24 protein-coding genes, 1 tRNA gene and 1 rRNA gene are annotated in these 26985 nt (G+C 71.0%); 17 read left to right on the top strand and 9 right to left on the bottom strand.

Annotated features, from left to right (window positions below):
• Positions 1–92, top strand: a 5S ribosomal RNA gene (gene rrf, locus OO60_RS45195); the annotation flags it as partial.
• Between the two features lie 68 nt (positions 93–160).
• Here the strand turns inward: rrf and OO60_RS36390 are convergent.
• Positions 161–607 carry an Lrp/AsnC family transcriptional regulator gene (locus OO60_RS36390; RefSeq protein WP_033263054.1) on the bottom strand — a complete coding sequence of 149 codons (447 nt, stop codon included), beginning with the start codon at positions 605–607 and terminating at the stop codon, positions 161–163.
• A 111-nt stretch (positions 608–718) separates the two neighbouring features.
• Between OO60_RS36390 and OO60_RS36385 the strand changes: the two genes are divergently transcribed.
• The 5 genes from OO60_RS36385 (at position 719) to OO60_RS36365 (ending at position 6575) form a co-directional block, all read left to right on the top strand.
• A complete protein-coding gene (locus OO60_RS36385) occupies positions 719–1141 on the top strand; it encodes a rhodanese-like domain-containing protein (RefSeq protein ID WP_033263053.1) in 423 nt (140 codons plus the stop codon).
• Between the two features lie 15 nt (positions 1142–1156).
• Complete coding sequence (locus OO60_RS36380; RefSeq protein WP_033263052.1) at positions 1157–1903, top strand: type 1 glutamine amidotransferase; 747 nt, start codon at positions 1157–1159, stop codon at positions 1901–1903.
• Positions 1904–1996: 93 nt separating this feature from the next.
• Complete coding sequence (locus tag OO60_RS36375) at positions 1997–3130, top strand: inorganic phosphate transporter (protein ID WP_162186959.1); 1134 nt, start codon at positions 1997–1999, stop codon at positions 3128–3130.
• 29 nt (positions 3131–3159) lie between these two features.
• Positions 3160–6135 (top strand): bifunctional [glutamine synthetase] adenylyltransferase/[glutamine synthetase]-adenylyl-L-tyrosine phosphorylase, encoded by a 2976-nt coding sequence (locus OO60_RS36370; RefSeq protein WP_033263050.1) that lies wholly within the window; start codon positions 3160–3162, stop codon positions 6133–6135.
• A 14-nt stretch (positions 6136–6149) separates the two neighbouring features.
• Positions 6150–6575 (top strand): acyl-CoA thioesterase, encoded by a 426-nt coding sequence (locus OO60_RS36365; RefSeq protein ID WP_004561195.1) that lies wholly within the window; start codon positions 6150–6152, stop codon positions 6573–6575.
• 64 nt (positions 6576–6639) lie between these two features.
• Here the strand turns inward: OO60_RS36365 and glnA are convergent, their stop codons facing one another.
• On the bottom strand, positions 6640–8064 hold the full coding sequence (gene glnA / locus OO60_RS36360) for a type I glutamate--ammonia ligase (RefSeq protein ID WP_004561194.1): 1425 nt from the start codon (positions 8062–8064) through the stop codon (positions 6640–6642).
• 269 nt (positions 8065–8333) lie between these two features.
• On the opposite strand from glnA, the gene OO60_RS36355 reads away from it, so the two are divergent.
• Positions 8334–8723 (top strand): RDD family protein, encoded by a 390-nt coding sequence (locus OO60_RS36355; protein ID WP_004561193.1) that lies wholly within the window; start codon positions 8334–8336, stop codon positions 8721–8723.
• Positions 8724–8783: 60 nt separating this feature from the next.
• Here the strand turns inward: OO60_RS36355 and OO60_RS36350 are convergent, their stop codons facing one another.
• Positions 8784–9512 carry a DUF4191 domain-containing protein gene (locus OO60_RS36350; RefSeq protein WP_004561192.1) on the bottom strand — a complete coding sequence of 243 codons (729 nt, stop codon included), beginning with the start codon at positions 9510–9512 and terminating at the stop codon, positions 8784–8786.
• A 65-nt stretch (positions 9513–9577) separates the two neighbouring features.
• On the opposite strand from OO60_RS36350, the gene OO60_RS36345 reads away from it, so the two are divergent.
• From OO60_RS36345 to OO60_RS36320, 6 genes are all read left to right on the top strand, one after another.
• Entirely contained in the window at positions 9578–11668 is a 2091-nt protein-coding gene (locus OO60_RS36345; RefSeq protein ID WP_033263049.1) for an ATP-dependent DNA helicase UvrD2, read from the top strand.
• A gap of 206 nt (positions 11669–11874) precedes the next feature.
• Positions 11875–12132 carry a hypothetical protein gene (locus OO60_RS36340; protein ID WP_004561190.1) on the top strand — a complete coding sequence of 86 codons (258 nt, stop codon included), beginning with the start codon at positions 11875–11877 and terminating at the stop codon, positions 12130–12132.
• A 150-nt stretch (positions 12133–12282) separates the two neighbouring features.
• A complete protein-coding gene (locus OO60_RS36335; RefSeq protein ID WP_004561189.1) occupies positions 12283–12639 on the top strand; it encodes a WhiB family transcriptional regulator in 357 nt (118 codons plus the stop codon).
• Positions 12636–12890, top strand: a complete 255-nt coding sequence (locus OO60_RS36330; protein ID WP_004561188.1) for a hypothetical protein — start codon at positions 12636–12638, stop codon at positions 12888–12890. Before OO60_RS36335 ends, OO60_RS36330 begins: the two co-directional genes overlap by 4 nt.
• A gap of 55 nt (positions 12891–12945) precedes the next feature.
• Entirely contained in the window at positions 12946–13896 is a 951-nt protein-coding gene (locus OO60_RS36325; RefSeq protein WP_004561187.1) for a class I SAM-dependent methyltransferase, read from the top strand.
• Entirely contained in the window at positions 13893–14078 is a 186-nt protein-coding gene (locus OO60_RS36320) for a hypothetical protein (RefSeq protein ID WP_004561186.1), read from the top strand. Before OO60_RS36325 ends, OO60_RS36320 begins: the two co-directional genes overlap by 4 nt.
• A gap of 503 nt (positions 14079–14581) precedes the next feature.
• On the opposite strand, the gene OO60_RS36315 is transcribed toward OO60_RS36320, so the two are convergent.
• From OO60_RS36315 to OO60_RS36305, 3 genes are all read right to left on the bottom strand, one after another.
• On the bottom strand, positions 14582–15466 hold the full coding sequence (locus tag OO60_RS36315; RefSeq protein WP_004561185.1) for a hypothetical protein: 885 nt from the start codon (positions 15464–15466) through the stop codon (positions 14582–14584).
• Positions 15467–15628: 162 nt separating this feature from the next.
• Positions 15629–16972 carry an ABC1 kinase family protein gene (locus tag OO60_RS36310; protein WP_033263048.1) on the bottom strand — a complete coding sequence of 448 codons (1344 nt, stop codon included), beginning with the start codon at positions 16970–16972 and terminating at the stop codon, positions 15629–15631.
• Between the two features lie 60 nt (positions 16973–17032).
• Positions 17033–18079, bottom strand: a complete 1047-nt coding sequence (locus OO60_RS36305) for a ThiF family adenylyltransferase (protein ID WP_033263047.1) — start codon at positions 18077–18079, stop codon at positions 17033–17035.
• Positions 18080–18309: 230 nt separating this feature from the next.
• Between OO60_RS36305 and OO60_RS36300 the strand changes: the two genes are divergently transcribed.
• Entirely contained in the window at positions 18310–18819 is a 510-nt protein-coding gene (locus OO60_RS36300) for a M48 metallopeptidase family protein (protein ID WP_003082128.1), read from the top strand.
• 142 nt (positions 18820–18961) lie between these two features.
• On the opposite strand, the gene OO60_RS36295 is transcribed toward OO60_RS36300, so the two are convergent.
• Positions 18962–20338, bottom strand: a complete 1377-nt coding sequence (locus OO60_RS36295) for a zinc-dependent metalloprotease (protein WP_003082124.1) — start codon at positions 20336–20338, stop codon at positions 18962–18964.
• Between the two features lie 203 nt (positions 20339–20541).
• Here OO60_RS36295 and OO60_RS36290 point away from each other — a divergent pair, with 203 nt between their 5' ends.
• Positions 20542–21546, top strand: coding sequence for a YlbL family protein (locus OO60_RS36290; protein ID WP_205624161.1), 1005 nt, complete (start codon positions 20542–20544; stop codon positions 21544–21546).
• On the opposite strand, the gene OO60_RS36285 is transcribed toward OO60_RS36290, so the two are convergent.
• On the bottom strand, positions 21543–22082 hold the full coding sequence (locus OO60_RS36285) for a PPA1309 family protein (RefSeq protein ID WP_003082120.1): 540 nt from the start codon (positions 22080–22082) through the stop codon (positions 21543–21545). The two genes, OO60_RS36290 and OO60_RS36285, sit on opposite strands and share 4 nt — an antisense overlap.
• 149 nt (positions 22083–22231) lie before the next feature.
• Here OO60_RS36285 and OO60_RS36280 point away from each other — a divergent pair, with 149 nt between their 5' ends.
• Positions 22232–25240, top strand: coding sequence for a UPF0182 family protein (locus tag OO60_RS36280; RefSeq protein ID WP_033263046.1), 3009 nt, complete (start codon positions 22232–22234; stop codon positions 25238–25240).
• Between the two features lie 67 nt (positions 25241–25307).
• A tRNA-Met gene (locus tag OO60_RS36275) sits at positions 25308–25381 on the top strand.
• Positions 25382–25514: 133 nt separating this feature from the next.
• Here OO60_RS36275 and OO60_RS36270 read toward each other — a convergent pair.
• Positions 25515–26924 (bottom strand): FAD-dependent monooxygenase, encoded by a 1410-nt coding sequence (locus OO60_RS36270; protein WP_003082115.1) that lies wholly within the window; start codon positions 26922–26924, stop codon positions 25515–25517.
• Positions 26925–26985 lie beyond the last annotated feature (61 nt).

Below are 26985 nucleotides of genomic sequence, written 5' to 3'. Positions count from 1 at the left end.
CGCCCGGTCCCATTCCGAACCCGGAAGCTAAGCCTGACAGCGCCGATGGTACTGCAACCGAAGGGTTGTGGGAGAGTAGGACACCGCCGAACTTACTTGAGGGAAGGGCCTGGGCCCGGTTGAGACGAAAGTCTCCCGGTCCAGGCCCTTTTCTCATGCCTCAAACCGGTCGAGCCGGCGGCCGGCGCCGCAACGGCGACGACAACACCAGCGACGTCGTCGTCTCCCCGTACCGCTGCACCTTCTCGACCAGCGCTTCCAGCTCCGCGGTATCCCGGCACAGCACCCGCAGCACCCAGCACTCGTCCCCCGTCACGTGGTCCGCCGCGACGACCTGGGGCAACGGCAGCACCGCCGTCCGGAACCGGGGCGTGTCCAGACTCCGCACCCGCGCCCGCACCAGTGCCTCGATCGGCAGCCCGAGCTTCGTCGTGTCCACACTCGCCGCGTAGCCGGTGATCACCCCGCGCTCCTCGAGGCGGCGCACTCGTTCCGTCACCGCCGATCCGGACAGCGACACCCGGCGCCCCAGCTCCGAAAAGCTCAGCCGGCCGTCGGCCTGCAGGAGCTCCAGCAGCTGCCAGTCGACGTCGTCGAGGGGATCCACCGGCACTCTCCCGGGTTCGCAGGGCCAGAACAGGGAAATCCCCGGCCGATCCGGGCTTCCACGCCGATTCTGCCCTGTCCGGAACCCGCTCGTCCCAGCAGGATTTACCCCATGACACGCACGCTCGCCTTCCCCGCCGCGGCCCCGGCGGCCGCCGTCGAGTACTTCGGTGCCGAACTCGGCTTCGAAGTCGACCCCGACGATCTCGTCCAGGACCTCGAAGCCGGGCGCACCGACGGCTACGTCGTCGTCGAGACCCGCGCGCCCGAAGCCTTCGCCCACGCCCGCATCCCCGGCGCGATCAACCTGCCGTACCGGGACATGACGGCCGAGAGCACGAAGAGCCTCGACCGCGACCTCGTGTACGTCTGCTACTGCGAAAGCGCCCAGTGCAACGCCGCCACGAAGGGTGCGCTCAAGCTCGCCCAGCTCGGCTTCCGGGTGAAACGGCTGTCCGGCGGCATCGCCAGCTGGATCGCCGCCGGCTACCCCGTCGAAGGCACCACGACCCCGGGGATCCGCTGCGCCTGCTGACCTACCCTGGACCACGTGACACGACTGCTGATCATCCAGCCGGACGAGTCGGACCCGGTCGGCCCCCTCGGCGACTGGCTCACCGGCGCCGGCGCCGAGCTCGACGTCCGGCTGCTGCCGGGGCAAGAACTGCCGGACCTCGACGGCTACCAGGGCGTCGTCTGCCTGGGCGGCAGCATGGCCGCGGAAGACGACGCCACCCACCCGTGGCTCGCCGACGTCCGGCGGCTGCTGGCCAAGGCGGCCTCGAAGAGCCTGCCCACGCTCGGGATCTGCCTCGGCGCGCAGCTGCTGGCCGTCGCGACCGGTGGCCGCGTCGAGGCCGGTCCCGACGGGCCCGAGGTCGGTCCGTACCTCGTCAGCAAGAAGGACGCGGCGTGGACCGACCCGCTCTTCGCCGACCTGCCGCTCGTGCAGGACGTCCTCCAGTTCCACACCGACGCGATCACCCGGCTCCCGCCCGGCGCCGAGCTGCTCGCGTCGTCCCCGCGCTACGCGCACCAGGCCTACCGGCTCGGCCGGTGCGTCTACGGCGTCCAGTTCCACATCGAGACGACCGCGGAAGTCGTCGAGAACTGGGCCGTCGAATGCCCTGACGAGGCGGAGTTCGCGCGGCCCGGCGCCCTCGACCACGACAAGCTGGTCACCGTGCACGCCGACATCGAGGAGACCTGGCGGCCCTTCGCGCAGCGGTTCGTCAGGCTGGCCGCCGGCGAGCTCGAACCGGCCGCGGCAAGTCAACGCACGTTACCGCTGGCTTAACGACAGAAGTCACAACCAGCAACACGCTGTTAACGCCGGGCGCACCCGTCAGGTACCTTGCGGAAAGAGTCCCCACAAGGGTGCGGAGGTCGGGTGCAACCCTCGTTGCTGGTCGTGGTCGTCGTCGTCACGGCCCTGGTTTTCGATTTCACGAACGGGTTCCACGACACCGCGAACTCGATGGCCACGTCGATCGCCACCGGGGCCCTCAGACCCCGCGTGGCCGTCGCGATCTCCGCGGTGCTGAACCTGGTCGGCGCGTTCCTGTCGGTCGAGGTCGCCAAGACGATCTCCAGCGGCCTGGTGGACGACACGAAGATCGGCCCGTCGATCGTCTTCGGCGGGCTGGTCGGCGCAATCGTCTGGAACCTCGTGACGTGGTTCGTCGGCCTGCCGTCGAGCTCGTCGCACGCGCTGTTCGGCGGCCTGATCGGCGCCACCTGGATCTCCGCCGGCACCGATTCGGTCCACTTCGGGAAGATCGTCGAGAAGGTCCTGGTCCCGGCGGCGGCCAGCCCGGTCATCGCCGGCCTGGTCGCGATGGCCGCCACCTACCTCGTCTACCGCTTCCTGGTGCGGGGGCGCCCGGCCACGCGCGGGTTCAAGGTCGGCCAGATCGTCTCGGCGTCGCTGGTCTCCCTCGCCCACGGCACCAACGACGCGCAGAAGACCATGGGCGTCATCACGCTCACCCTCGTCACCGCCGGCAGCCTCCCGCCGGGCGCCGCCCCGCCCGTCTGGGTGATCATCAGCGCCGCGTGCGCCCTCGCGGCCGGCACCTACCTCGGCGGCTGGCGCATCACCCACACCCTCGGCAAGGGCCTGACCGACATCGAGGGTCCGCAGGGCTTCGCCGCCCAGACGAGCTCGGCGCTGGTCATCCTCGTTTCGTCGCGGCTGGGGTTCCCGCTGTCGACGACGCACGTGTGCTCCGGCGGGATCATCGGCTCCGGCGTCGGCCGCCGCGAGGCGCCGGTCCGCTGGCGGATGGCCGGCCGGATGGTCGTCGCGTGGCTGTTCACGCTGCCCGCCGCCGCGATCGTCGGTGCGATCTCCGGCAAGGTCGCGTCCCTCGGCGCCGCCGGCACGATCGCCGTCGGCGTCGCCGGGATCAGCGTGGGCGCCGGCATCTACCTGCTTTCGCGCCGCCACCCCGTCACCGCGCACAGCTTCCACGTGCCCGAGCCGACGCCCGCCGGGACCGAGCCGGGCCGGCTCGCCGCCTGAGCCGTGTTCCCCGGCTACGGTGGTCGGTGATGGCAGATCGCGCGCGAACGACCGCTTCGGCGGCGAGGTACGGCTTCACCGACGCCCGTGCCGAGGGCCAGCTGCGCGCGGCCGGCTGGTGGGCCGACGCCGGCCCGGCCGCCGCGGCCGCCGACGTGCTCGCGGCGTTGTCGCGCGCCGCCGACCCCGACCTCGCACTGCGCGGCCTGGACCGGATCCGCGAGGCCGACGCCGGAGAATGGACTGCCCTCGAAGAACAGCTGCGCGCCCACCGGACGTTCCGCGGCCGGCTCCTCGGCGTCCTGGGCACGTCGAGCGCGCTCGCCGACTTCCTCGCCGCCAACCCCGGCCAGTGGCACGCGCTCACCGCCGACAAGTGCACCGATTCGGCCTGCTACCGCGAAGCCCTGCGCGCGGCGCTCGTGCGCGACGACGGCTCGGTGCTCACCGGCACCGAAGCCGAGCAGGCGCTGAAGGTCGCCTACCGCGGCCAGCTGCTCGGCATCGCCGCCGCCGACCTGGGTCACCTCGTGGAGGCCGGCCTCGAGCACCCGAGCTACGCCGAGGTCGCGGCGCAGCTGACCGAGCTCGCCGAAGCCGCGCTGGCCGCCGGGCTGGTCGTCGCCGAGGCCGAAGCGGGCGCGTCCGCCGAAGGCACGCTCGCGATCATCGCGATGGGCAAGTGCGGCGGCCGGGAGCTCAACTACGTCAGCGACGTCGACGTCATCTTCGTCGGCGAGGACGACCTCGGCCTCGCCACGCGCCTGGCGAGCACGATGATGCGCGTCGTCGGGAAGGCGTGCTTCGAGGTCGACGCGGCGCTGCGGCCCGAAGGCAAGGCCGGTGCACTCGTCCGGACACTCGACGGGCACCACAGCTACTACCAGAAGTGGGCGAAGACCTGGGAGTTCCAGGCCCTGCTCAAGGCCCGTCCGGTGGCGGGCGACGCCGAACTCGGCCGCCAGTACGCCGAGATGGTGGCGCCGCTGGTGTGGTCGGCCGCCGACCGCGAGAACTTCGTCGCCGAGGTGCAGCAGATGCGCCGCCGCGTCGAGGGGCACGTGCCGTCGGAGCACGCCGAACGCGAGCTGAAGCTGGGCCGCGGCGGTCTTCGGGACGTCGAATTCGCCGTGCAGCTGCTGCAGCTCGTGCACGGCCGGGTCGACGCGGACCTGCGCTCACCGTCCACAATGGACGCTCTGGCGGCGCTCGGTGAAGGCGGGTACGTCGGCCGTCAGGACGCTGCGGAGCTGGGGGCGTCGTACGAGTTCCTGCGGATGCTCGAACACCGGCTGCAGCTGCGGCGGCTGCGCCGGACGCACCTCTTCCCCGCGGCATCGGACACCGACGAGCTGCGGATCCTCGCCCGGGCCAGCGGGATCAAGGCGAGCGGCGGCAAGAGCCAGGGCGAGGCGCTGCTCGCGGAGTTCCGCAAGCACGGCAAGGGCATCCGGCGCCTGCACGAAAAGATCTTCTACCGGCCGCTGCTGCAGTCGGTCGCGAACGTGCCCACGGAGGCGCTGCGCCTGACGACCAAGCAGGCGGCCAGCCGCCTGGCCGCGCTCGGCTACACCGCACCCGACGGCGCGCTCCAGCACATCAAGGCCCTCACCTCGGGAGTTTCGCGGCGCGCGGCGATCCAGCAGGCGCTGCTGCCGGTGCTGCTCGACCTCTTCGCCGACACGCCCGACCCCGACGGCGGGCTCTTGTCGTACCGGAAGGTGTCCGAGGCGCTCGAAGACACCCCGTGGTACCTGCGGGTGCTGCGCGACGAGGGCACCGTCGTGGAGAACCTGGCGCTCCTGCTGGGGACGTCGAGGCTGGTGCCCGACCTGCTGGTCCGCGCACCGGAGGTGCTGCAGCTGCTCGGCGACCCGGCCCGCCTGGTGGGCCGCACGCCGGCCGAGGTGGCGACGTCGCTGCGGGCCGCCGTCCGCCGTCAGCCCGGGTTGAACGCGGCGGTCGCGGCGGCGCGATCCCTGCGGCGGCACGAACTCCTGCGTGTCGCGTGCGCGGACCTGCTGGGGTTGCTCGAAGTGCCCGCGGTTTGCGAAGCGCTGTCTTCGGTGTGGGTCGCGGTGCTGCAGGGCGCGCTGGCGGCGGCGTTCCGCCAGCGCCAAGCAGAGCTGGGGCGCACGCCGGCGCGCATCGCCGTCATCGGAATGGGCCGGCTCGGCGGCGCGGAACTCGGCTACGGCTCCGACGCCGACGTGCTCTTCGTGTGCGAGCCGTCCGAAGGGGTTTCGGACGCCGACGCGGTGAAGTTCGCTTCGTCGGTCGCGGAGACGGTCCGGAAGATGCTCGGCGCGCCGAGCCCGGATCCGGCCCTGGTGGTCGACGCCGACCTGCGGCCGGAGGGCCGAAGCGGGCCGCTGGTCCGCACCCTGGAGTCCTACCGCGCGTACTACGCCCGGTGGGGCGAGGTGTGGGAGGCTCAGGCCCTGCTGCGCGCACGGTTCATCGCCGGCGACGACGACCTCGGCGAGCGGTTCATCGCGATGATCGACCCGATCCGCTACCCCGAAGGCGGCCTGGACGCGACGAAGGCGCGAGAGATCCGCCGCATCAAGGCCCGCGTGGAGACCGAGCGCATGCCACGCGGCGCCGACCCGACCCGCCACACGAAGCTGGGCCGCGGCGGCCTCGCCGACGTCGAATGGACGGTGCAGCTCCTGCAGCTGCAGCACGCGTGTTCGGTCCCGGGCCTGCGGACGACGTCAACGCTGGACGCGCTGGAGTGCCTGCCGGACGCGGGGCTGGCTACGCAGTCCGAAGCGGATTCGTTGCGCGAAGCGTGGCTGCTGGCAACCCGGGTACGCAACGCGGGAATGCTGGTCCGCGGCAAGGCGGTCGACGAGGTCCCGGGGTCGGGCCGCGACCTGGCGGCGGTGGCCCGCGTGTTCGGCCGCAGCGCGGAGGACGACCCGGGCGAGTTCCTGGACACGTACCGCCGCATCACCCGCCGGGCGCACACGGTGGTGGAGCACCTGTTCTACGAAGCCTGACCTACAGTGGGCCGGTGACCGATCGCGAACCGTTCCGCACCCGGATCAAGGTCCGGCACTACGAGCTGGACACCCTGGGCCACCTCAACCACGCCGTGTACCACTCGTACGGCGAGGTCTCCCGCCTGGAGCTCCTCGAAGCAGCGGGCGCGCTGAAGGGCCTCCCGGGAGTGGCATCGGTGCTGCTGGAGACCCACGTGAAGTTCCGCCGCGAGCTCCGAGCAGGCGACGAGGTCGACGTGACGTGCGACGTCAAGTTCGGCACGGGCAAGACGTTCCGGATGGACTCGACGATCATCAAGCTGGACGGCACGGTGGCGGCGGAGATCACGTGCACGCTGGGGCTGATGGATTTGGAGCGCCGGAAGCTGGTGGAGGACCCGCGGGGCCGCTTCGAGGCGGCCGGTGCGGATTTGAAGGTCCTGTCGACGGCGGAATAAGAAACGCCGGTGGCGAGGGCTCTTCGCTCCTCGCCACCGGCGTGTCCAGGGCCGTACTACCGGATCACACGTCGTAGTACAGGGCGAACTCGTACGGGTGCGGGCGCAGGCGCAGCGGGTCGATCTCGTTCTCGCGCTTGTACGAGATCCACGTCTCGATCACGTCCGGGGTGAACACGCCGCCCTCGAGGAGGTACTCGTGGTCGGCTTCCAGCGTGTCGAGGACCGTGCCCAGGTCGCCCGGGACGAGCTTGACGTCCTTGGCCTCCTCCGGCGGGAGCTCGTACAGGTCCTTGTCGATCGGGTCCGGCGGCTCGATCTTGTTCCGGATGCCGTCGAGGCCGGCCATCATCATCGCCGAGAACGCCAGGTACGGGTTGCCCGACGAGTCCGGGCAGCGGAACTCGGCGCGCTTCGCCTTCGGGTTGTTGCCCGTGATCGGGATGCGCACGCAGGCCGAGCGGTTGCGCTGCGAGTACACCAGCGAAACCGGCGCCTCGAAGCCCGGGACCAGGCGGTGGTAGGAGTTCACCGTCGGGTTCGTGAAGGCCAGCAGGCTCGGGGCGTGCTTGAGCAGGCCGCCGATGTAGTGGCGCGCGGTGTCCGACAGGCCGGCGTAGCCCGACTCGTCGTGGAACAGCGGCTGGCCGTCCTTCCACAGCGACTGGTGGCAGTGCATGCCCGAGCCGTTGTCGCCGGCGAGGGGCTTCGGCATGAACGTCGCCGTCTTGCCCGCCGCGAACACCGTGTTCTTCACGATGTACTTGAACAGCTGCAGGTCGTCGGCCGCGTGCAGCAGCGTGTTGAACTTGTAGTTGATCTCTGTCTGGCCGGCGGTGCCCACCTCGTGGTGCGCGCGCTCGATCTCGAAACCGGTGTTCGTCAGGTTGCGGACGATGTCGTCGCGCAGGTCGGCGAAGTGGTCGACCGGCGGGACCGGGAAGTAGCCGCCCTTGAACTTCGTCTTGTAGCCCTGGTTGCCGCCGACCTCGTCGGCGCCGGTGTTCCACCAGCCCTCGATCGAGTCGATCTCGTGGAAGGAGGCGTGCTCGGCGGAGTCGAAGCGGACCGAGTCGAAGATGTAGAACTCGGCTTCGGGGCCGAAGTAGACGTTGTCGGCGACGCCGTACTCGGAGATGTACTGCTCGGCCTTGCGCGCGATGTTGCGCGGGTCGCGGCTGTACGCCTCACGGGTGAACGGGTCGTGCACGAAGAAGTTGAGGGCGAGCGTCTTCGCCTTGCGGAACGGGTCGATCCGCGCCGTCGCCGCGTCCGGCAGGAGCAGCATGTCGGACTCGTGGATGGACTGGAAGCCGCGCACCGAGGAGCCGTCGAACGCGAGACCCTCTTCGAAAGCCTCTTCGGTGAAGGCCTTCGCGGGGACCGTGAAGTGCTGCATCACGCCGGGCAGGTCGCAGAACTGGACGTCGATGACCTCGACGTCCTCGTCGGCGATGAGGCGCTGGATGTCGTCTGGAGTAGTGGGCACCCTCGGTGACTCCTTCTCGTTCGAGCTCGTACGGCAGTGCTCTCTTCGGCTCACGCTAAAAGTGCGGTGTTGCCCGACCGTCACCCGTATGTTTCGCCGGTGTTAACGGGTGGTCGATATCGGGTATCCGACCAGGTCGGATGTGCTCCACGCCACCGGCATACCCTAGACGGGTGGCGAGATGGACCGGTGAATGGCTACCCGGCACCGGCGACGGCGGCCAGGGCACTGATCAACACGGCGCGCGTTGGCCGGGCGAGAAGTTCGGTTTGCCCGAGTCCGGCGTCGGCGCGGCGGCGAGCGGGGGCGCGCGGCTGCTCGGGCTGATCGTCGACCTGGTGGTCGCGGCCCTGGTCACGGCGATCTTCCTGCACCCCAGCCTGCAGGACCCGGCGGCGATGCAGCGGTTCAACCTGTGGTCCGGCGGCGTGTGGGCGATCATCTCGGTCATCTCGGCCGGCTTCTTCGGCTTCACGCCCGGGATGGCCGCCGTCGGTATCCGCGTCGCCCGCCTCGACGGCGCCGCGATCGTCGGCCCGCTGCGCGCGCTGGTCCGGGCGGTCCTGACGTTCGTGATCATCCCGGCGGCGGTCCGCAACGCCGACGGCCGCAGCTGGCTCGACCGGCTGACCGGCACCGTCGTGATCCGGATGCGCTGACCCGGTCGACAGAAAAAGGCCCCCGTCCGAACCCGGACGGGGGCCTTTTCGCACGCGGGGTCAGCGGCGGCGGATCGTCCGCTGGACGTTGCGCATCTTCGCGCCAGCGGGCATCGGGCCCTTGGGGAGCGCCGCGCCGCGGTTGCCGAGGGCGGCCAGCTTCGCCTCGAGGGCGTCGACCTGGGCCGGCTTCAGGTTGCGGGGCAGCTTCATCAGGTAGCCCTGGAGCTTCTTCAGCGGGAGCTGGCCGTCTTCGTTGCCGATCGTCACGTCGTAGATCGGCGTGTCGCCGATCAGGCGGGAGACGCGCTTCTTCTCCTGGGCGAGCAGCGTCTTCACGCGGTGCGGCGCGCCTTCGGCGACGAGCACCACGCCGGGGCCGCCGAGGACCCGGTGCACCGCGTCGAGCTGGGTGGTCGCCGCGACCGTCGGCGTCACCTTCCAGCGGCCGCGCAGGTTCTCCAGCGCCCACGCCGCGGCGCCGGGCTGGCCGTCGGCCTTCGAGTAGACCGTGCGCTGGACGCGCCGGCCGAAGATGATCATGGCGAGGAGGCCGCCGAGGATCAGGCCCAGTGGCAGCAGCACCCACTGCGCGTTGAAGAAGAACCCGACCCCGAACAGGACGCCGGCGACGACCACGATCGCCCCGACCATCCACGGGATGAGCCACGGGTCTTCCTTGCGCTGCATCTTGAAGGCTTCGAAGAGCTGGCCACGGCGTGCCTTGCTCGCCGCGCGCTTCTCCTTCTTGGCCTGCTTGGCCGCTTCCTTGTCCTGCTGTCCCGCCATATGACCAGGATACGGCCGCGTGCCCCTGCCCCGATTCCCCGTCCCCCTCTGCGAGGATGCCGGACGTGACCGGCGTACTTTCCCCCAAGAGCCTGAACCGTTTGCTCGATGGTCTCGACCCCGAGCAGCGTGCTGCCGCCAGTGCCCCGCGGGGGCCGGTCTGCGTGCTCGCCGGCGCCGGCACGGGCAAGACCCGGACGATCACCCACCGCATCGCCCACCTCGTCCGATCGGGGCACGTTTCCGCCGGTCAGGTGCTTGCGGTCACGTTCACGACGCGGGCCGCGGGCGAGATGCGGACGCGGCTGCGCGGCCTCGGCGTCGAAGCGGCGCAGGCGCTGACCTTCCACGCCGCCGCCCGCCGCCAGCTGCGCTACTTCTGGCCGCGGGTGGTCGGCGACCGGCCGTGGGACCTGATGGAGAACAAGCTGCGGTTCGTCGGCCAGGCCGCGAACCGGGCCCGGATGGGCACCGAGGTCGAGGTCCTGCGCGACCTCGCGAGCGAGATCGAGTGGGCGAAGGCGTCGCTGATCAGCCCGGACGACTACCCGGCCGTCACCGCCCGCGCCCAGCGGGACATCCCGGCGCCGGCGGCGCAGGTCGCCGAGGTCTACCGCACGTACGAAGAACTGAAGACCGCCGCGCAGGTCCTCGACTTCGACGACCTGCTGCTGCACACGACGGCCGTGCTCGAGGAACACGGCGTCGTCGCCGAGGAGTTCCGCGACCGCTACCGCTGCTTCGTCGTCGACGAGTACCAGGACGTGACGCCGCTGCAGCAGCGCCTGCTCGACGCGTGGCTCGGCGGCCGCGACGACCTCACCGTCGTCGGCGACGCCAACCAGACCATCTACTCGTTCGGCGGTGCGTCGCCGCGGCCGTTGCTCGAGTTCACGCGCCGCTTCCCGGACGCCACGGTCGTCCGGCTCGAGCGCGACTACCGGTCGACGCCCGAGGTCGTCGCGCTGGCGAACCGGGTGATCGGCGCCGCGCGGGGCCGGCCGGCGGGCTCGCGGTTGAAGCTGATCGGGCAGCGGCCGCCGGGGCCGGAGCCGCGCTTCGCCGAGTTCGACGACGAGGCGGTCGAGGCCGAGGCCGCCGCCCGGCGGGTGCGCGAGCTGCTGGACGGCGGGGTCGCGGCGAGCGAGATCGCGATCCTCTACCGGGTCAACGCGCAGTCTGAGGCCTACGAGTCGGCGCTGGCCGACGCCGGCGTCCCGTACCTGGTCCGCGGCGGCGAACGGTTCTTCAACCGGACTGAGGTCCGCCAGGCGATGTCCGCGCTGCGGGCGGCGAGCGGCGACGGCAGCTCCGACCTGGTCACGACGGTGCGTTCGGTGCTCGCGCGGGTCGGCCTGACCGAGTCGCCGCCCGCGGGTGGCGCGGCGAAGGAGCGCTGGGACGCGCTCCTGGCGATCGTCGAACTGGCCGAGGAGCTCGCTTCGACGGTCGCGGACGCGGACCTGCCGCGCTTCTGCGCCGAGCTCGACCAGCGCGCCGCGGCCCAGCACCCGCCGACGGTCGAGGGCGTGACGCTCGCGTCGCTGCACGCGGCGAAGGGCCTGGAGTGGGACGCGGTGTTCCTGGTCGGTCTCGCCGAGGGCACGATGCCGATCCTGCACGCCGGCGACGACGAAGCGGCGATCGAGGAGGAGCGGCGGCTGTTCTACGTCGGCGTCACCCGGGCCCGCGAGCACCTGTGGCTGTCCTGGGCGCTGGCCCGGACGCCGGGCGGCCGCCGCAACCGGCGGCGCAGCCGGTTCTTGTACGGCCTGATCCCGGAGGACCACCCGGCCGCCCGGGTGGCGCGGTCGGCCCAGCAGAAGACGGCGGCGCCGGCGAAGACGACGCGCTGCCGCGTCTGCGGCGGGCCGCTGCTGGAGACCATCGACGTCAAGCTGGGCCGGTGCGGGCGGTGCCCGTCCACAGTGGATGAGGACCTGCTGGAGCGGCTGAAGACGTGGCGCGGCGACCGCGCGCGCGAGCTGAAGGTGCCGGCGTTCGTGGTGTTCACGGACGCGACGCTGATGGCGATCGCCGAGCAGCGCCCGGCCGACGAGGCGGCGCTGGTGTCGATCTCCGGCATCGGCGCGACGAAGCTCGAACGCTTCGGCGCGGAGATCCTCGGCGTCGTGCGGGCGTCGACGGGGTCTTGACCGCGTCCGGACCATGATCGACGCGGCGAACCCGCTGCTCAGGGGCGATCTTCGTAACTTCGAGGATTTTCCCGTTAATTGAGTTGCAGCGGTGTGGTGCGGGGCAATAACCTGCCAGTACCGAGCCCGAAGGGCTCGACTGGGGATCTACGGACAGCGCCGCTCGGCGGCCGTGTGTGCAGAGTACAGAAGGAGGTGCCGGTGAAATGACCATCAACATGACGCTCACGAACCCGGGCACCCGTCTGTCCTGTGCCGCGGAAGCCGCGGTCGCTTCGCGCCCGGGCACCGGTGTGTCCGTGAGCGCGCACGAGGTCCGTGGCATGCGGCGCGTCGAGCGTCGTTGGGCCACCGGTGTCGTCGTCTTCGGGACGCAGGGCGTTCTCGCCGCGTACCCGCAGGCCGATCTGCCGACCATCAAGAAGTTCCGTGTTCCGTTGTCGATACGGGAGCGAAGTTCCTGACCTAAGTCAGGACAGAGGCTCACGAAGGCCGCGGAACCGGAAAACCCGGATCCGCGGCCTTCGTGTTTTTGGCTGCACAACCCAAGAGGAACAGCGTTGCCCAGCTCCGTCACTCAACCGAAAACCCGTACGGCACAAGGAGGAACCACCATGTCTTCGGCCATCGCCTACACCTCTGGTGAGGCAATATTCGCCGACCTGCTCGACCCGATCGCGGTGCCCGACGTGGCACTGCCCTGCCGTTCCGGCGACGCGGACCTGTGGTTCGCCGAGTCCCCGGCCGAGCTCGAGCGGGCCAAGGCGCAGTGCGCCGACTGCCCGGTCCGCGAGGCCTGCCTCGCGGGTGCCCTGGCCCGGCGCGAGCCGTGGGGCGTCTGGGGCGGCGAGATCTTCGAGCGCGGCGTCGTGATCGCGCGCAAGCGGCCCCGCGGCCGCCCGCGCAAGAACGCAGCGGTCGAGCCCGCCGCGGCCAAGGCCGCCGGCGATCACCGGAGCGCCGCCGCATGAGCGTCGAACTGGTTACCGCGAAGGACTACGAAGCGCGGATGTGCCGTCCGCAGCTGCAGTTGACGAAGACCGAGATCGAGGAGATCAGCGAGATGTTGCTCTATGAAGAACTGTCCAGGGCCCGAATACGGGACCTGGAGGAGGGGGTCCGCGCCCAGCGGGCCCGAGGTCGCGCACGCGCGGTGCGTCGCTGGACGCGAGTAGCCCGATGGGCGTCTCGCCGAGCGGAGCGCCACGAGGACCAGAGCTGAGCAAGGGCCCCGCCGCCTTCGGGCGGCGGGGCCCTGCCTGGTGTTCAATGGGTCGATGCCGGGACACACCCACGACGACATCGACTGGGCGGACCGCCTGACCCAGCTGCGCATGGCGGACAAGCTGGATGAGCCGGCATTGACTCCCGTCGCGCAGCGGCTGGTATCCGGCCTGCCGGAGCACCCGACGATCGCCGACGTCGGTTGCGGCGCGGGCGGGATGAGCGTGCTGTTCGCACGCGAGCTGGCCCGCCGGGGCGGGGGCCGGGTGGTACTGGTCGACGCCACGCCGGAGCTGCTCGCCGAGGCAGAGCGAGCCGTGGCGGCGGCTGGTTCCGCTGGGGGCGCGGGGTCTGCTGTGGCGGAAGTGGCCACCGGCTCCGCTGAGGCTGGGCGGGTTCGTGGTGACGGGTCGGCTGCCGGCTCGGTTGAGGTCGTCGGGCTGCTTGGGGACCTTGCCGATCCCGGGCTGGCCGTGCCTGCCGCTGATCTCGTGTGGGCTTCCGGTGTTGTCCACCATGTCGGTGACCAGCAGGCCGCGCTGCGTACGCTCGCCGGGCTGTTGCGGCCGGGTGGGGTGCTGGCCATTGCCGAGGGTGGGCTTGAGCTGCGTTGCCTCCCGTGGGAGCTCGGGGTCGGACGGCCTGGGCTGGAGCAGCGGTTGCACGCCGCGCGGGCCGAGTGGTTCGCCCGGATGCGCGCCGGGCTGCCGGGCAGCGTCGCGATGCCCTACGGCTGGACGCGCGCCCTTCGCGAAGCCGGTCTCTCGGACGTCGAGTCCTTCGGTGCGCTCATCGACCACCCGATGCCGGGCTCGGACCTCCTGCGCGAGTACGTGGTGCACCGCATCGGCTGGCTCGCCGACTGGGCCGCGGAGTGGCTCGACGCCGACGACCGCGCCGCGGCCGCGGCCCTGACCGATCCGCATGGCCCGCATTTCCTGGGCCGCCGGGACGATCTGTACCTCTTCGGCGCCAAGGCAATCCACTGTGGACGGTCCCGGTGAGCGCGCCGGAGCCGCAGGTGTGCACCCGCTGCGGCCACACCCGCACAGCCGACGACGACCCGGTCACGGCCCTCGCCTGGGTCTCCACCCGCGAGCGTGGCGTGGTCCGGTGGCTGTGCCCGGACTGCGCACGGCAGCACGTGCGGGACATCGAGGGCAAGCTCCCGGACGAGTACTGGTGACCAAATCGCCCTCCTGAGTGGTTGAGGCGGCGGGTTTCGCCGCGGACGGGTGGAACGGCGGCCCGAGCCGGCCCCCTTCGAGCAGATGGCCAACCCCCTCGATTCGAGCAGCCGACCGCCTGGACCGCGAGCGGGCTGGCAGCCAGCCCGATTGCTCGGGCTGCGTGCCGACCCGCCCCGGCAGGCGCGCCGGACGCCCGGCTGCGCGCCAGTCCGCCTTCCAGGCGAACCGACCGCCCAGATCGCAAACCAACCCTCACGCGCGAACCTGCGTGGTCGGAACCTGCAACTCGCGTGGTCGGGCCCGGAACTCGCGTGGTCAGGGCCGTCACTCGCGTGATTGAAGGCGGAACTCGCGTGATTGGAGGGGCATCTCGTGTGATTGGGGAGGCATCACGCGTGACTGGAGGGGCATCTCGCGTACCCAGGTGGTCGGTTCGCGTACCTGGGGGGTCGGTTGGCGTACCTGGGGGTCGGTTGGTGTGGGTGGAGGGTGGGGTGGGTCAGGCTGCGTCTCCTTCTGGGGTTAGGGGGATTGCTCGGACTTTGGGGCGGGGGGTTCGGGATGCCTCGCCGAACGCGCGGGCCAGCTCCTGGGCCACCTCGTTCGGGACCTGGCGGAGCTGGCGGATCGTGCAGCGGACCAGGACTATGCCCGTCGCCGCCAGGGCGAGGTGGCTGAAGCCGCCTCCTGGGCCTGGGGTGCAGCGGTACTGCCAGGCCAGGCCGATCTCGTCCCACCAGGCGTCCGCCTCGCCGAGGCGGCGGCCGCGGCGGTCGCAGATCGTCTGGTCCCAGCTCGGTGGGGGCAGCGGGGCCAGTTCCAGGATGCGGGTGGCCAGGCCGTGGGCCTGGATCGGGGCCTCGTCGAGGTCGCGCAGCACCCTGCGGACCGCCGCGCTGCCGCGTTGGGGGCCTTCGTCCAGCTCCAGCAGCAGCTCCTGGCGGCTGCACAGGCCCCAGTACAGCGGCAACGTCACCAGGTGCCGGATGCGGGCCGGGTCCGGTTCGGTGCGGGCCAGGTCCAGCGTGGCGCGGGCAGGCGGGGCGAACGGGAGGCCGTCGACCACGACCGGGTCCGGCAAGCGGGCCGTCCGGGCCACCCGCACCCCTTCGCATGCCGCCACCCGGCAGTGGTCGGGTACCAGCAGGCGGATGTCGCCCGCCTCGCACTTGACGCCGTGGGCCTGCAGCGCGTCGGCGCCGGTGATCACCACCTTCGACCCGTACCGCACCAGCAGCGCGTGCAGCAGCTGCTGCCGCGTCGGCGCGGTGTTGCGCAGCAGGACGACACCGGGGTGCAGGCGGCGCCACGGCCCGCCGGGGCCGCAGAGCCGCCGGGTTCTTCGATCCGATACCCCGGCCCTTCGCAACTGTTCGAGGTTCATCACCTCGCCCGGGCCGGGATCACCGAGGGACAGCGGGTCGGTGCACTGAGTAGCAGTCATGCTCCGAGCATGGCGGCTCGGCCAACCGGGTGGAACCCCGTCCCGGCCGACTGTGGACAACTCGGCGGAATCCGTCCGTTCGCGGCCCCGCCTGTGGACAACTCAGGCGGCGAAGCCGGGCTGCCAGCGCTCCACGATGCCGCGGGCCGGGATCTCCGCGTCGAGCTGGCAGAGGATGCCCGTCGACCCCGCCGTCACCCGGTGGATCATCAGGTACTCGGGCGGCAGGTTGAGCATCCGGCCGACCCGGAAGTCGTTGCCGCGGCTGTCGCCGACCCGGCCGGCCTGCTTCTGCATCCACCGGCGGGTGAAGTGGAACGTCGGCGCGGCCAGCGGCTCGGTGAACGGCGCCAGGTACGCCAGCACCTCCTCCGCCGTCAGGTCGCTGTCCGGCCGGATGAACCGGTTCTCCCGCAGCAGCCGCATCAGCCCGGCGGACTCGCCGTCGAGGGCCAGCCGCGTCATCTCGCCCAGGTGGCGGGGGATGCCCTCGGGCAGCCGGGCGACGCCGCCGAAGTCGATGACGCACAGCCGGTCGTCGTCGGTGATCATGAAGTTGCCCGGGTGCGGGTCCGAGTGCAGCAGGTGGACGCGCTCGGGTGAGGAGTAGTGGAACTCCGTCAGCAGCCGGCCCGCCAGGTTGCGGGTCTCGCGGTCGCCGTCCGCGATCACCTTGGACAACGGGGTGCCGGTCACCCACTCGGTCACGACGACCTTCGGCGCGCTGGCCACCACCCGCGGCACCAGGATGCCGGGATCGCCGTCGAACGCCTTCGCGAAGGCCCGCTGGTGCTGGGCCTCGGACTGGTAGTCGAGCTCCTCGTTCATCCGCTCGGCGAGCTCGGCCAGCAGCGGCTTGACCTCGGTGCCGGGCACGAACGCCTGGAACAGCCTGCTGAACCGCTGCAGCTGCCGCAGGTCGCTGCGCAACGCCTCGTCGGCGCCCGGGTACTGCACCTTGACCGCGACCGTGCGGCCGTCGTGCCAGACCGCGCGGTGCACCTGGCCGATGCTCGCGGCCGCCGCGGGCTCGTCGTCGAACGACGCGAACCGGCTGGTCCAGGTGCGGCCCAGCTGCTCGGCGAGCACCCGGTGGGTCTGCCGGGCCGACATCGGCGGCGCCGCGGCCTGCAGCTTCGTCAGGGCTTCGCGATACGGCTTCGCCATGTCGTCCGGCACCGCCGCCTCGAACACACTCAGCGCCTGGCCGAACTTCATCGCCCCGCCCTTGAGCGTGCCGAGCACCTCGAACAGCTGCTCGGCGGCCTTGGCCGACAGCGTCGCGCTCACCTGCTCCGCGCTCTGGCCCGCGAGCCTCTTGCCCCAGCCGCCCACCGCCCGGCCGGCGATGCCGAGCGGAAGACTGGCGAGCTTGGCGGTGCGGGCGGCACCCTTGCGCGGCATCGCGGTGTCACGATCATCGCCCGGGTCGCGGAAGTCGGTCACACCGGCGATTCTGCCTTGCCGCCACGACGGCGCGCAGCCTGCGCGCGACGACTTAGTGGTCTACGTCTCCCGCGGTACCCCCTGGGCGCCACAGCCGCACCGCGGGTGCGGGGGCCAGCCGCGGTGGCGGATGCGGCCGTCGAAGGCGTCGATCTCGAGGGTCGCGTTCCACGCCGGTGGCGCCGGCGCAGCGGGGGAGAGCAGCCGCATGGCCTGCGCGACCGCCAGCGACGCGCAGGCGTGGACCGCGCCGAGGTCGGGCCGCTGGTGCCGGCCGGCGAGCTGCCCGGCGACGCGGGGCCAGCACGGGTCGCGGTCCGTGCGGTGCAGGTCGGCGCAGCGCAAGCAGGAGCTGCGGCCAGGCACCACCAGCGGCCCGACGATGCCCGTGCCGTCGCGGACGCGCGCCGCCAGGTGCGGGACGCCGTCCTCCATCAGCTCGGCGACGTGCTCGGGAGCGGGCACGACGGCGTCGGTGAGCAGGACCACGTCGGGGTACCGGTCGTGCAGCCGGGTGACCCGGACGCCGGGGTCGACGCGGCGCAGCAGGTCGGCGAGCGCCTGCCGCCGGGGCCGCCCCAGATCCGCGTCGGTGAGGCCCGAGCCGAGGTCGTGCTCGGTGACCGCGCCGGACGCGCGCAGCTCGACGTGCCCGACGCCGGCGTTGGCCAGCAGCACGGCCACGGCGACTGCCACCCGGCCGTCGCCGTGGACGGTGACCGCGGCAGCGCGCCTGCGGTCCGCCAGGGCGGCCTGGTGGTGGCGCGCCCGCAGCGACCAGAGCCCGCACTCGCCGCGAAGCCCCGGGCCGTCGGGCCGGCCGGCGTCGGTGACCAGGCCGAGCGCCGTCAGCTGCCGCAGCAGGGTCCGCAGCTGGTCGCGGTGTTCGCTCTCGGCGAGCAAGAGCCGCTCGACGGGCTTGCTGCCGTCGAGCGCGCGCACCCTCGCGATGAGGTCCGGGGTGAGGTTTTCGACGATCACGCCGTGGCGCGGGTCGAGGCCGATCTGGATCTCGCGCGGGCCGCGTTCCAGCACGGTGAGGCCCGGGAGCAGGGCGGGATGGGCCGGCAGGAGGACCGGGGGCATGTCCGCGGTGGAGAGGAGCATGTCCGCAGGATGGCACCCGGCGGCGACGGGGGAGCCCGGGAAGGCGCCGGATCGGCCGAGTTGTCCACAAGGGGAACCGGCTGTGGACAACTCGGGTCTGTGACCTCAAGGCGCTCGGAGTTGTCGGTGCCTGGCCTTACCGTTGTCGGGTGGTCGAAGCACGGACGCCCTCGCTGAGAGGCAGGGGGGAGACGAACCCCCCGTCGGACACACCAGGACACAAGGTCGAAGTGCGGCGCAGCCAGCGCCGGCACCGGACGGTCACCGCGTATTGGAAGGACGACACGCTCGTCGTGCTCATCCCCGCGCGGATGACCAGGGCGGAGGAGAAACACTGGGTCGCCGAGATGGAGCGCAAGCTGCAGCGCGCGGAACCCCGTCGGCCGGCGTCCCCGAAGACGTCGGACGAGGCCCTGCTGGCGCGTTGCGCCGTGCTGTCGTCCAAGTACCTGGACGGCAATGCGATGCCGGCGAGCGTGCGGTGGGTGCAGCCGATGCGCACGCGGTGGGCATCGTGCACGCCGGTCGACGCGACCATCCGGGTCAGCGACCGGCTGCGGAAGGTGCCTCCCTGGGTGCTCGACTACGTGCTGGTGCACGAGCTGGCGCACCTGCGGGAGCCGGGGCACGACGCGGCGTTCTGGGCCCTGGTGCAGCGGTACCCGAAGACGGAACGCGCGATGGGGTACCTGGAGGGGCTGGCGGCCGCTGCCGGGTGGGGGATCGATACGGAGTGTTGAGCGGGTGAGGTGACCGGGGCGGCTTGCGGGCCGCCCCGGTCGCGGAACTTGCGCAGGTCAGGCCCTGTCCGCGTCGAGCACCCGACAGAAAGGCCGGTGACCCGCGTCGCGGACCACCGGCCTCTCGAAGCACCCTCCCGGGCTACGCCGGGGTCTCGCCCTCCTCGGGCGGGGTCTCCTTGCTCTTCTCTTCGCGGCTCTTCTCGTCGCGCTCCGCCTGCTCCGTGCGCTCCAGCTCGGCGATCGGGTCGAGGCCGTCGAGCAGGTCGGACGAGCCCACGCGGTCCGCGAAGTCGATCGGCTCGTCCAGGTCCTCCGCCGTCGGCATCAGGTCCGGGTGGGACCAGAGGCCGTCGCGCTTCTCCGTGCCGTGGCGGTCGCCCACCAGCGACCACAGGTTCGAGGCGTCCCGCATGCGGCGGGGGCGCAGCTCCAGGCCGACCAGGGTGGCGAACGTCTGCTCGGCCGGACCGCCCGTCGCGCGGCGGCGGCGCAGCGTCTCGCGCAGGGCGTCCGCTCCCGGCAGGCGGTCTCCCACCGCTTCGGCCACCACCACGTCGACCCAGCCTTCGACCAGGGCCAGCAGGGTCTCCAAGCGCCTCAGCGCCGCCTTCTGCTCGTCCGTCGTCTGGGGTTCCAGCAGGCCCGAGGACATCGCTTCCTCGATGCTCGCCGGGTTCGCCGGGTCGATCTGGCCGGCCAGGGACTCCAGCGCTGACGTGTCCACCGAAATGCCGTGCGCGAACTCCTCGACCGTCGCCAGCAGGCGCTGCCGCAGCCACGGCACGTGCGTGAACAGGCGCTGGTGGGCCGCCTCGCGCGCCGCCAGGAACACCAGGATCTCGCTGTTCGGCAGCTCCAGGCCTTCGGCGAACTTTTCGATGTTCGCCGGCAGCAGGGCCGACGTGCCCGCCGGGGCCAGCGGCAGGCCGATCTCCGACGACGTCAGCATCTCCGAGGCGAGCTGGGCCAGCGCGTTGCCGAGCTGGGAGCCGAACGCCATCCCGCCCATCTGGCCCATCATCTGCAGCAGCGGGCCCGCGGCCTGCTTGGCCTCCTCGGGCAGCGCCTCCATCCAGGCGCCCGAGACCTGCCGCGCCACCGGGTCGCACAGCCGCTGCCACGTCGGGAGCGTCTTCTCCACCCAGGACCGCGGGGACCAGGCCACCGTCGACGTCGCGCCGGCCGGGAACACCGTCGCCGCGTCGAGCCACAGCTCGGCCAGGTGGGCCGCGTCACGCACCGCCGCGTTCGCGTCGTCACCACCCCGGAAGCCGAGCTTGCTCTCGCCGGTGTTGCCGGCACTGCCCAGGGTCTGCAGGGCGATCTGCTTGGCGAGGTCGTAGTTCACCGGCCCGCTGGAACTGCCCGCCTGGCTGAGCATCTGGCCGAGCTGGCTCAGCATCTGCCCGAGCTGGTTGAAGGCCTCGGCGCCGGACTGCTGCCCGCCTTCCGAGGGGTCGTTCTCACCTCGTTTGTCGGGATCGGAAGGTCCGAAGCCGAACGGGGGTTTGCTCATGTGTCCACCGTACGCGGGTCGAGGGCCGCCGAGCGCGTCAACCGGACCCATGTGCGTGGCCTTCACCGAGAAGCGAACGCGGTCACCGTACGCTGTCGGGCGTGACCAAGTCTTCCGAGGAGACCGCCCCCGCGAAGAGCGCTCCGGACCCGGCGGCGGAGCCGCCCGGCGAGGCCCGGCGGATGACCCGGCGCGGCTGGACTCTGGTGGTCAGCGGCGCGCTGTTCCTGATCTTCGTGGTGCTCGGCTCGGTCGTGCCGGTGCCGTTCGTGGCGATCAGCCCGGGCCCGACCTACGACACGCTCGGTCGCGACGCCGCGGGCAACCCGGTCATCCAGGTCACCGGTCACGAGACGCACCCGACCACCGGCGAGCTGCGGATGACGACCGTCTCCCTGCACGACGGCGTCACCCTCTTCCAGGGCCTGGGCTTCTGGGCCAGCGGCCGCTACGCGCTCGCGCCGCGCGAGGAGTACTTCAAGCCGGGCGAGACGAACGAGCAGGTCAAGCAGGAGAACATCCAGCAGCTGCAGGACTCGCAGACGAACGCCCAGGTCGCCGCCCTGCGCAAGCTCGGCTACCCGATCAAGGTGCTGGCGAAGCAGATCGTCTCCGGCAGCCCCGCCGACCACGTGCTCTCGCCCGGCGACAAGCTGATCACCGTCAACGGCAAGAAGATCGTCGAGGCCGCCGACGTGCGGGCCGCGCTCACCGGCACCCTGCCCGGCCAGACCGTGCAGATCACCTTCCAGTCCGACGGCCAGCCCGAGCGGACCGTGCCGCTCACCCTCGCCGCGCGCCCCGACCGCAAGGAAGGCTTCATCGGCCTCACCGCGGTCGACCGGGCCGACGCGCCGTTCACCGTCAACATCTCCCTGCAGGACGTCGGCGGCCCGTCGGCCGGCCTGATGTTCACCCTCGCGATCATCGACCGGCTGCAGCCCGGCGACCTCGCGGGCGGGCGGCACATCGCCGGCACCGGCGAGATCACCGAGACCGGCGAGGTCGACCCGATCGGGGGGATCTCGTTCAAGGTCGTCGGCGCCCGTGAGGCGGGCGCCACCGACTTCCTGGTGCCCGAGCACAACTGCGCCGAGGCCAAGTCCAACGTGCCCGCCGGGCTCAACCTCATCAAGGTGTCCACACTGGACGACGCGCTCACGCAGCTGGGCAACCTGAAGGCGGGCCGTCCGACGGCCTCCTGCTAGGGCAGCAGCGTGGCCTTCAACGCCTCGACCAGATTCGGGGCCAGGTCGGGGCTTTCCACGATCTCGTCGACCGATTCGTCCGTGCCGATCCCGCGCAGCCGCATCACGCAGGCGCCTTCGCCGTCGCGCAGGACCGCGGCCACCAGGCGGGCCTCCGTCCGCTGCGGGTGGTCGGCGGCCGCGCGGCGGAGGCTCTCCGCGTCCGCTTCGGCGACGTCCGGCAGCTCCGACTCCGAGCCCGGCGGCAGCACGATGATCTCCTGGGCCAGCGCGCAGCCGATGACCAGGTCCGGCCAGGCGATCCGGCCCAGCGCCTCGGCCAGGTCACCTTCGGGCAGCGCCTCCTGGGCCACCGGGGTCAGCGGGTTCGCCCGGTCCAGCTGGCCGGCCAGCTCCGGCTGCTCGTCCAGCAGCGCCGCCGTCGGCACCAGCGCGAACAGCTGCGGCGGCTGGTCCCAGCCACCCGCGGCCATGAAGTCCTCGATTTCACGGGCGAGCGCGGCCACGCCGGCCTGTCGCGCTTCGTTCGCTGCCATGCGCACATCGTGTCAGGTCGGCCGGTGCCGCGACGCCGCGAGTCCGGTTTGGGCGGGTCCCGGGAACTTCACCGGGCATCCGTAGAGTTAGGGAATCAGGGGGCGCACGCGCCCCTGCTCAAGTGTTGACGAAGACAGGAGCGTGTGCCGTGGCGACTCGGCCCCCGGTGAGCCTGCCGAAGCTGTCCCGGCGGAGCCGGATCCTCCTCATCATCGCCGCGGTGATCGTGCTGGCGCTGCTGCTCGGGGCCCGCCTCCTCGACACGTACGTCGACTGGCTGTGGTTCGGCGAGGTCGGGGCGCGGGAGGTGTTCACCACCCAGGTGATCACCCGGATCATCCTCTTCTTCGCCGTCGGGCTGCTCGTCGGCGGCGCGCTGGCGATCAGCCTGATGATCGCCTACCGGACGCGTCCGGTGTTCGTGCCGATCTCCGGCGCCGACGACCCGCTGGCGCGCTACCGCTCGGCGATCGTCGCCCGCATCCGCCTCTTCGGCGTCGGCATCCCGGTGCTCACCGGCCTGATCGCGGGCCTGTCCGCCCAGGGCGACTGGCAGGTCGTGCAGCTGTTCCTCAACGGCACCTCGTTCGGCCAGACCGACCCCGAGTTCGGCAACGACGTCGGCTTCTACGCCTTCGACCTCCCGTTCTTCAACTGGCTGCTCGGCTGGCTGTTCATCACCGTCGTCATCTCCTTCTTCGGCGCGCTGATCTCCCACTACGTCTTCGGCGGCATCCGGCTGGCCGGCAAGGGCGGCCAGCTCGCCGGCCCGACCCGCGCGCAGCTCGCCATCACCGTCGGGCTCTTCGTGCTGCTGAAGGCGGTCGAGTACTTCTTCGACCGCTACAACCTGCTGCTGTCCGACCGCGACATGCCGCTGTTCGTCGGTGCGACCTACACCGACCTCAACGCGGTGCTGCCGGCCAAGCTGATCCTGTTGTGCATCTCGGTGATCTGCGCGATCGCGTTCTTCGCCGGCGCGTTCCTGCGCAACCTGCAGCTCCCGGCCATCGCCCTGGTGCTGCTGATCCTGTCGAGCATCCTCGTCGGCGTCGCGTGGCCCGCCATCCTCGACCAGTTCTCGGTCAAGCCGAACGCGAACGAGAAGGAAGCGACGTCCATCCAGCGCAACATGGACGCCACCCGCCGCGCGTACGGCCTCACCGACGTCCAGTACCAGCCGTACTCCGGCAGCTCCTCCGCCACCCCGGAGCAGATCAAGTCCGACAACGGGACGATGTCGAACATCCGGCTGCTCGACCCGAACATCCTCTCCGACACGTTCACCCAGCGCGTCGGCCGCGAGAACTTCTACGGCTTCCCGGCCAAGCTCGACATCGACCGCTACACCGTCGGCGGCGTGACGCAGGACTACATCGTCGCCGCCAAGGAGATCAAGACCGAGGGCCTGACCGGCAACCAGACCAGCTGGATCAACAAGCACCTCGTCTACACCCACGGCAACGGCTTCGTCGTCGCGCCCGCCAACACCATCGACCGCGCGGTCAAGGACGCCAACTCCGACGGCGGCTACCCGATCGCCACCACCAGCGACACGCAGAACCCGGCCGGCGCCGGCTCCACCGGAGCGAACCAGCCCGGCATCGAGGTCAAGGAACCCCGCATCTACTACGGCGAGCTGTCCGCCGCGGAATCCGACTACGCCATCGTCGGCGGCACCTCCGGCAACGCGCCCGGCGAATACGACACCGCCACCGACCGCTACAAGTACACGGGCTCCGGCGGCGTCTCCGTCGACAACTGGTTCAACCGCCTCGCCTTCGCCGCCGAGTACGGCGAACGGAACATCCTGTTCTCCGACGCCATCGGCGACAACTCCAAGATCATGTACAACCGCGACCCGCGCGACCGCGTCAGCAAGGTCGCGCCGTGGCTGACCCTCGACGGCGACCCGTACCCGGCCGTCGTCGACGGCAAGATCCAGTGGATCATCGACGGCTACACCACGCTCAACAACTTCCCGTACGCCCAGCAGACCCAGCTCGGCGCGGCCACCAACGACTCCCTCAACGGCGTCGCCCGTCAGGCCAACAGCTCCATCAACTACATCCGCAACTCGGTCAAGGCCACCGTCGACGCCTTCAACGGCACCGTGACGCTGTACTCGATCGACGACAAGGAACCGGTCCTCAACGCCTGGGAGAAGGTATTCCCCGGGCTCGTGAAGCCCAGCTCCGAGATCTCCCCGGACCTGCGGGCCCACTTCCGCTACCCCGAGGACCTGTTCAAGATCCAGCGTGAACTGCTGTCGCGCTACCACGTCAGCAACCCGCAGGAGTTCTACTCGCAGCAGGCGTTCTGGAGCGTCCCGCAGGACCCGACGGCCGAAGGCGGCTCCAACCCGGCCGCGGCCGGCGCGGCCAACCAGCCCGGCTACTACGTCCTCGCCGACACCCCGGGCCAGGCCAAACCGACGTTCCAGCTCACCAGCTCCCTCACCGGCCTCCAGCGGCAGTACCTCGCGTCCTGGATGTCGGTGTCGTCCGACCCCGCCGACTACGGCAAGATCCGCGTCCTCCAGCTACCCAGCGCGGCCACCGGAGCGACCCAGGTCGACGGGCCCGTCCAGGTCCAGAACCGGTTCCAGAGCGACTCCCGCGTCGCCCAGGACCGGACGCTGTTCAACAACCCCAACGTCACCCCCATCTACGGCAACCTGATCACCCTGCCGGTCGCCGACGGCTTCCTCTACGTCGAACCCGTCTACATCCGGCAGCGCAACCAGAACAGCTACCCGCAGCTGGCCCGCGTCCTCGTCTCCTACGGACCCAAGGTCGGTTACGGCGCCACCCTCCAGGAAGCCCTCGACCAGGTCTTCGGCGCGGGCACCGGCGAAGCCACCACGACGCCGCCCCAGGCCGGCCAGCCGACCACGACACCGCCGTCGTCCACCAACCCGAACCCGACCACCACCCCGCCCGCCAACAACGGCGGCGGCAACGCGGCCCTCGACAAGGCCGTCACCGACATCCAAGCGGCCATCGCCAAGCTGAAGGCCGCCCAGCAATCCGGCAACTTCGCCGACCAGGGCGCGGCCCTCGCCGCCCTCGACGCGGCCGCCCGCGCCTACGAAGCCGCGAAGACCGCAGCCCCCGGCACCAGCGCTCCGCCGTCGAGCAGCCAACCCGGAGGGTGACGTCGGTAACGTCAAGGGCACCTGCTTTGCACCCGCCGGAAAGGCAGGCGTAAAGTAGGTGCCACGACGCGGGGTGGAGCAGCTCGGTAGCTCGCTGGGCTCATAACCCAGAGGTCGCAGGTTCAAATCCTGTCCCCGCTACAGAGGTTGGGAGGGGTGTGCGGACGGAAAGCGTCCGCCGCCCCTCCTTCGCATTTGTCCTGGGGGTCGAACCCCCAGACCCCCGCCAGGGGGGCTTCGCCGCCCCTGGACCCCCCTGCGGGTGGTTGCTTTTCTAACTTGGCCAGACTCCTGTTGTGTTTGCTACGTAGCCGTCTGGGCGGACCAGGACCTTCTCTACGTCTGGCCAGGGGAGTTCTGGAACCTGTGCTACGAGTACCGCTGTGTGGGGTGGGGGTACGGGGGTTTTTGTTAGGAGGACCCAGTTTCCTTTGTGGAATAAGGTGCTTGCGTGGCCTTGTGGCAGTGGGAAGTCTGGGAGGCGGGTTCCTGCTGCCGGGTGGGGATCTTCGGTTGCGTACTTGATGTTCAGGCCTGAGACCATTCCTGACAGGTGGTGCTGGACTTCGGGGATTGCTGTGAGGTCTCGGAAGAGGGCTCGTAGCGCCAACTGGTTGGGGTTGGTGGGGATCAGGGCGTTTTGGGCTGCCACGTTGTCCAGGACCTGTTGGGCTACCGGGCGGCGCTCCGATTCGTATGTTTCCAGGAGTCCGGCCGGGGCCTGGTTGTGGATTGTGGCTGCCAGTTTCCAGCCCAGGTTCATTGCGTCCTGGATTCCCAGGTTCAGGCCCTGGCCTCCGGCGGGGAAATGGGTGTGGGCTGCGTCGCCGGCCAGCAGGACTCTGCCCACCTTGTAGTTCGCTGCCAGGCGGCTGTCGTCCGAGAAGCGGCTTGCCCAGCGGATTTCGGCGATCTCGGCCTCGGGGCCGAAGCGCTCCGCGACCGCTGTGCGGACCTCGTCGGGGGTTACCTCGGCTCGGAGGTTTGGGGGTCGGTTCAGGCGGTCTCCGAAGCTGATTCGGTAGAGGTTCGGTTCGGCCAGGGGGATTACGCCGATGAACTTGCCCGGGGCTTGGGATGTCACCATGTTGGTCATCGAGCGCCACTCCGTGGGGGCTCCCGGTGGGGTTTTCGTGAACCGGACGTCTGCTGCCACGCCGTGCCCCTGGCCTTCGATGCCCTCGAACGGCATGTTCAGGGCCTTGCGGACCGTGCTGCGACCGCCGTCGCAGCCCACCAGGTACTGCGCCCTGATGCGCAGGTCGCCTGCCGTGACCGTGACGCCGTTCGCGTCCTGGGTGAAGGTCGTCAGTTCGTAGCCTCGCCTCACCTTGACGCCCTGCTCTGCCAGGCGTTCCTCCAGCGCCGCTTCGACCTCGGCCTGGGGGATACCCAGCTGGTATGGGTGGCGGGTGTTCCAGCCCGCGTAGCTCACCGGGATCACCGCGAAGTGTCCGTCCGCGACAGTCGCGAACGAGCGGTCCTCCGCCCGGCCCAGCAACCCCCGCAGATCCAGGACTTCCGCCGTGCGCGGCTGCAGGTTCAGGGCCTTCGACAGGCCCGTTCGCTCGTGCATCCGCTCAAGCACCACGGTGTCCACTCCGGCCAGTGCCAGCTCGTTCGCCAGCATCAGGCCCGTCGGGCCCGCGCCGGCGATCACCACCTCGGCCGTCAGCTCCGTCATCTCCCCAGCTCCTTAACAACGTTAAATTGACCTGCCCCGAGGATGCCCTTAACATCGTTAA

The organism is Amycolatopsis vancoresmycina, assembly GCF_000716785.1.
Lineage (GTDB): Bacteria > Actinomycetota > Actinomycetes > Mycobacteriales > Pseudonocardiaceae > Amycolatopsis > Amycolatopsis vancoresmycina.
Note: the sequence above shows the minus strand (reverse complement) of the source record. Positions and strands in the feature narration are given on the sequence as shown.

Coding starts and splice junctions, on each gene's coding strand:
- OO60_RS36350 (WP_004561192.1), bottom strand. CDS start 9,512: ATGGCGGGACAGCAGGACAAGGAAGCGGCCAAGCAGGCCAAGAAGGAG.
- OO60_RS36305 (WP_033263047.1), bottom strand. CDS start 18,079: ATGCTCCTCTCCACCGCGGACATGCCCCCGGTCCTCCTGCCGGCCCAT.
- OO60_RS36270 (WP_003082115.1), bottom strand. CDS start 26,924: ATGACGGAGCTGACGGCCGAGGTGGTGATCGCCGGCGCGGGCCCGACG.
- OO60_RS36295 (WP_003082124.1), bottom strand. CDS start 20,338: ATGAGCAAACCCCCGTTCGGCTTCGGACCTTCCGATCCCGACAAACGA.
- OO60_RS36330 (WP_004561188.1), top strand. CDS start 12,636: ATGAGCGTCGAACTGGTTACCGCGAAGGACTACGAAGCGCGGATGTGC.
- OO60_RS36340 (WP_004561190.1), top strand. CDS start 11,875: ATGACCATCAACATGACGCTCACGAACCCGGGCACCCGTCTGTCCTGT.
- OO60_RS36335 (WP_004561189.1), top strand. CDS start 12,283: ATGTCTTCGGCCATCGCCTACACCTCTGGTGAGGCAATATTCGCCGAC.
- OO60_RS36325 (WP_004561187.1), top strand. CDS start 12,946: ATGCCGGGACACACCCACGACGACATCGACTGGGCGGACCGCCTGACC.
- OO60_RS36370 (WP_033263050.1), top strand. CDS start 3,160: ATGGCAGATCGCGCGCGAACGACCGCTTCGGCGGCGAGGTACGGCTTC.
- OO60_RS36385 (WP_033263053.1), top strand. CDS start 719: ATGACACGCACGCTCGCCTTCCCCGCCGCGGCCCCGGCGGCCGCCGTC.
- OO60_RS36315 (WP_004561185.1), bottom strand. CDS start 15,466: ATGAACCTCGAACAGTTGCGAAGGGCCGGGGTATCGGATCGAAGAACC.
- OO60_RS36285 (WP_003082120.1), bottom strand. CDS start 22,082: ATGGCAGCGAACGAAGCGCGACAGGCCGGCGTGGCCGCGCTCGCCCGT.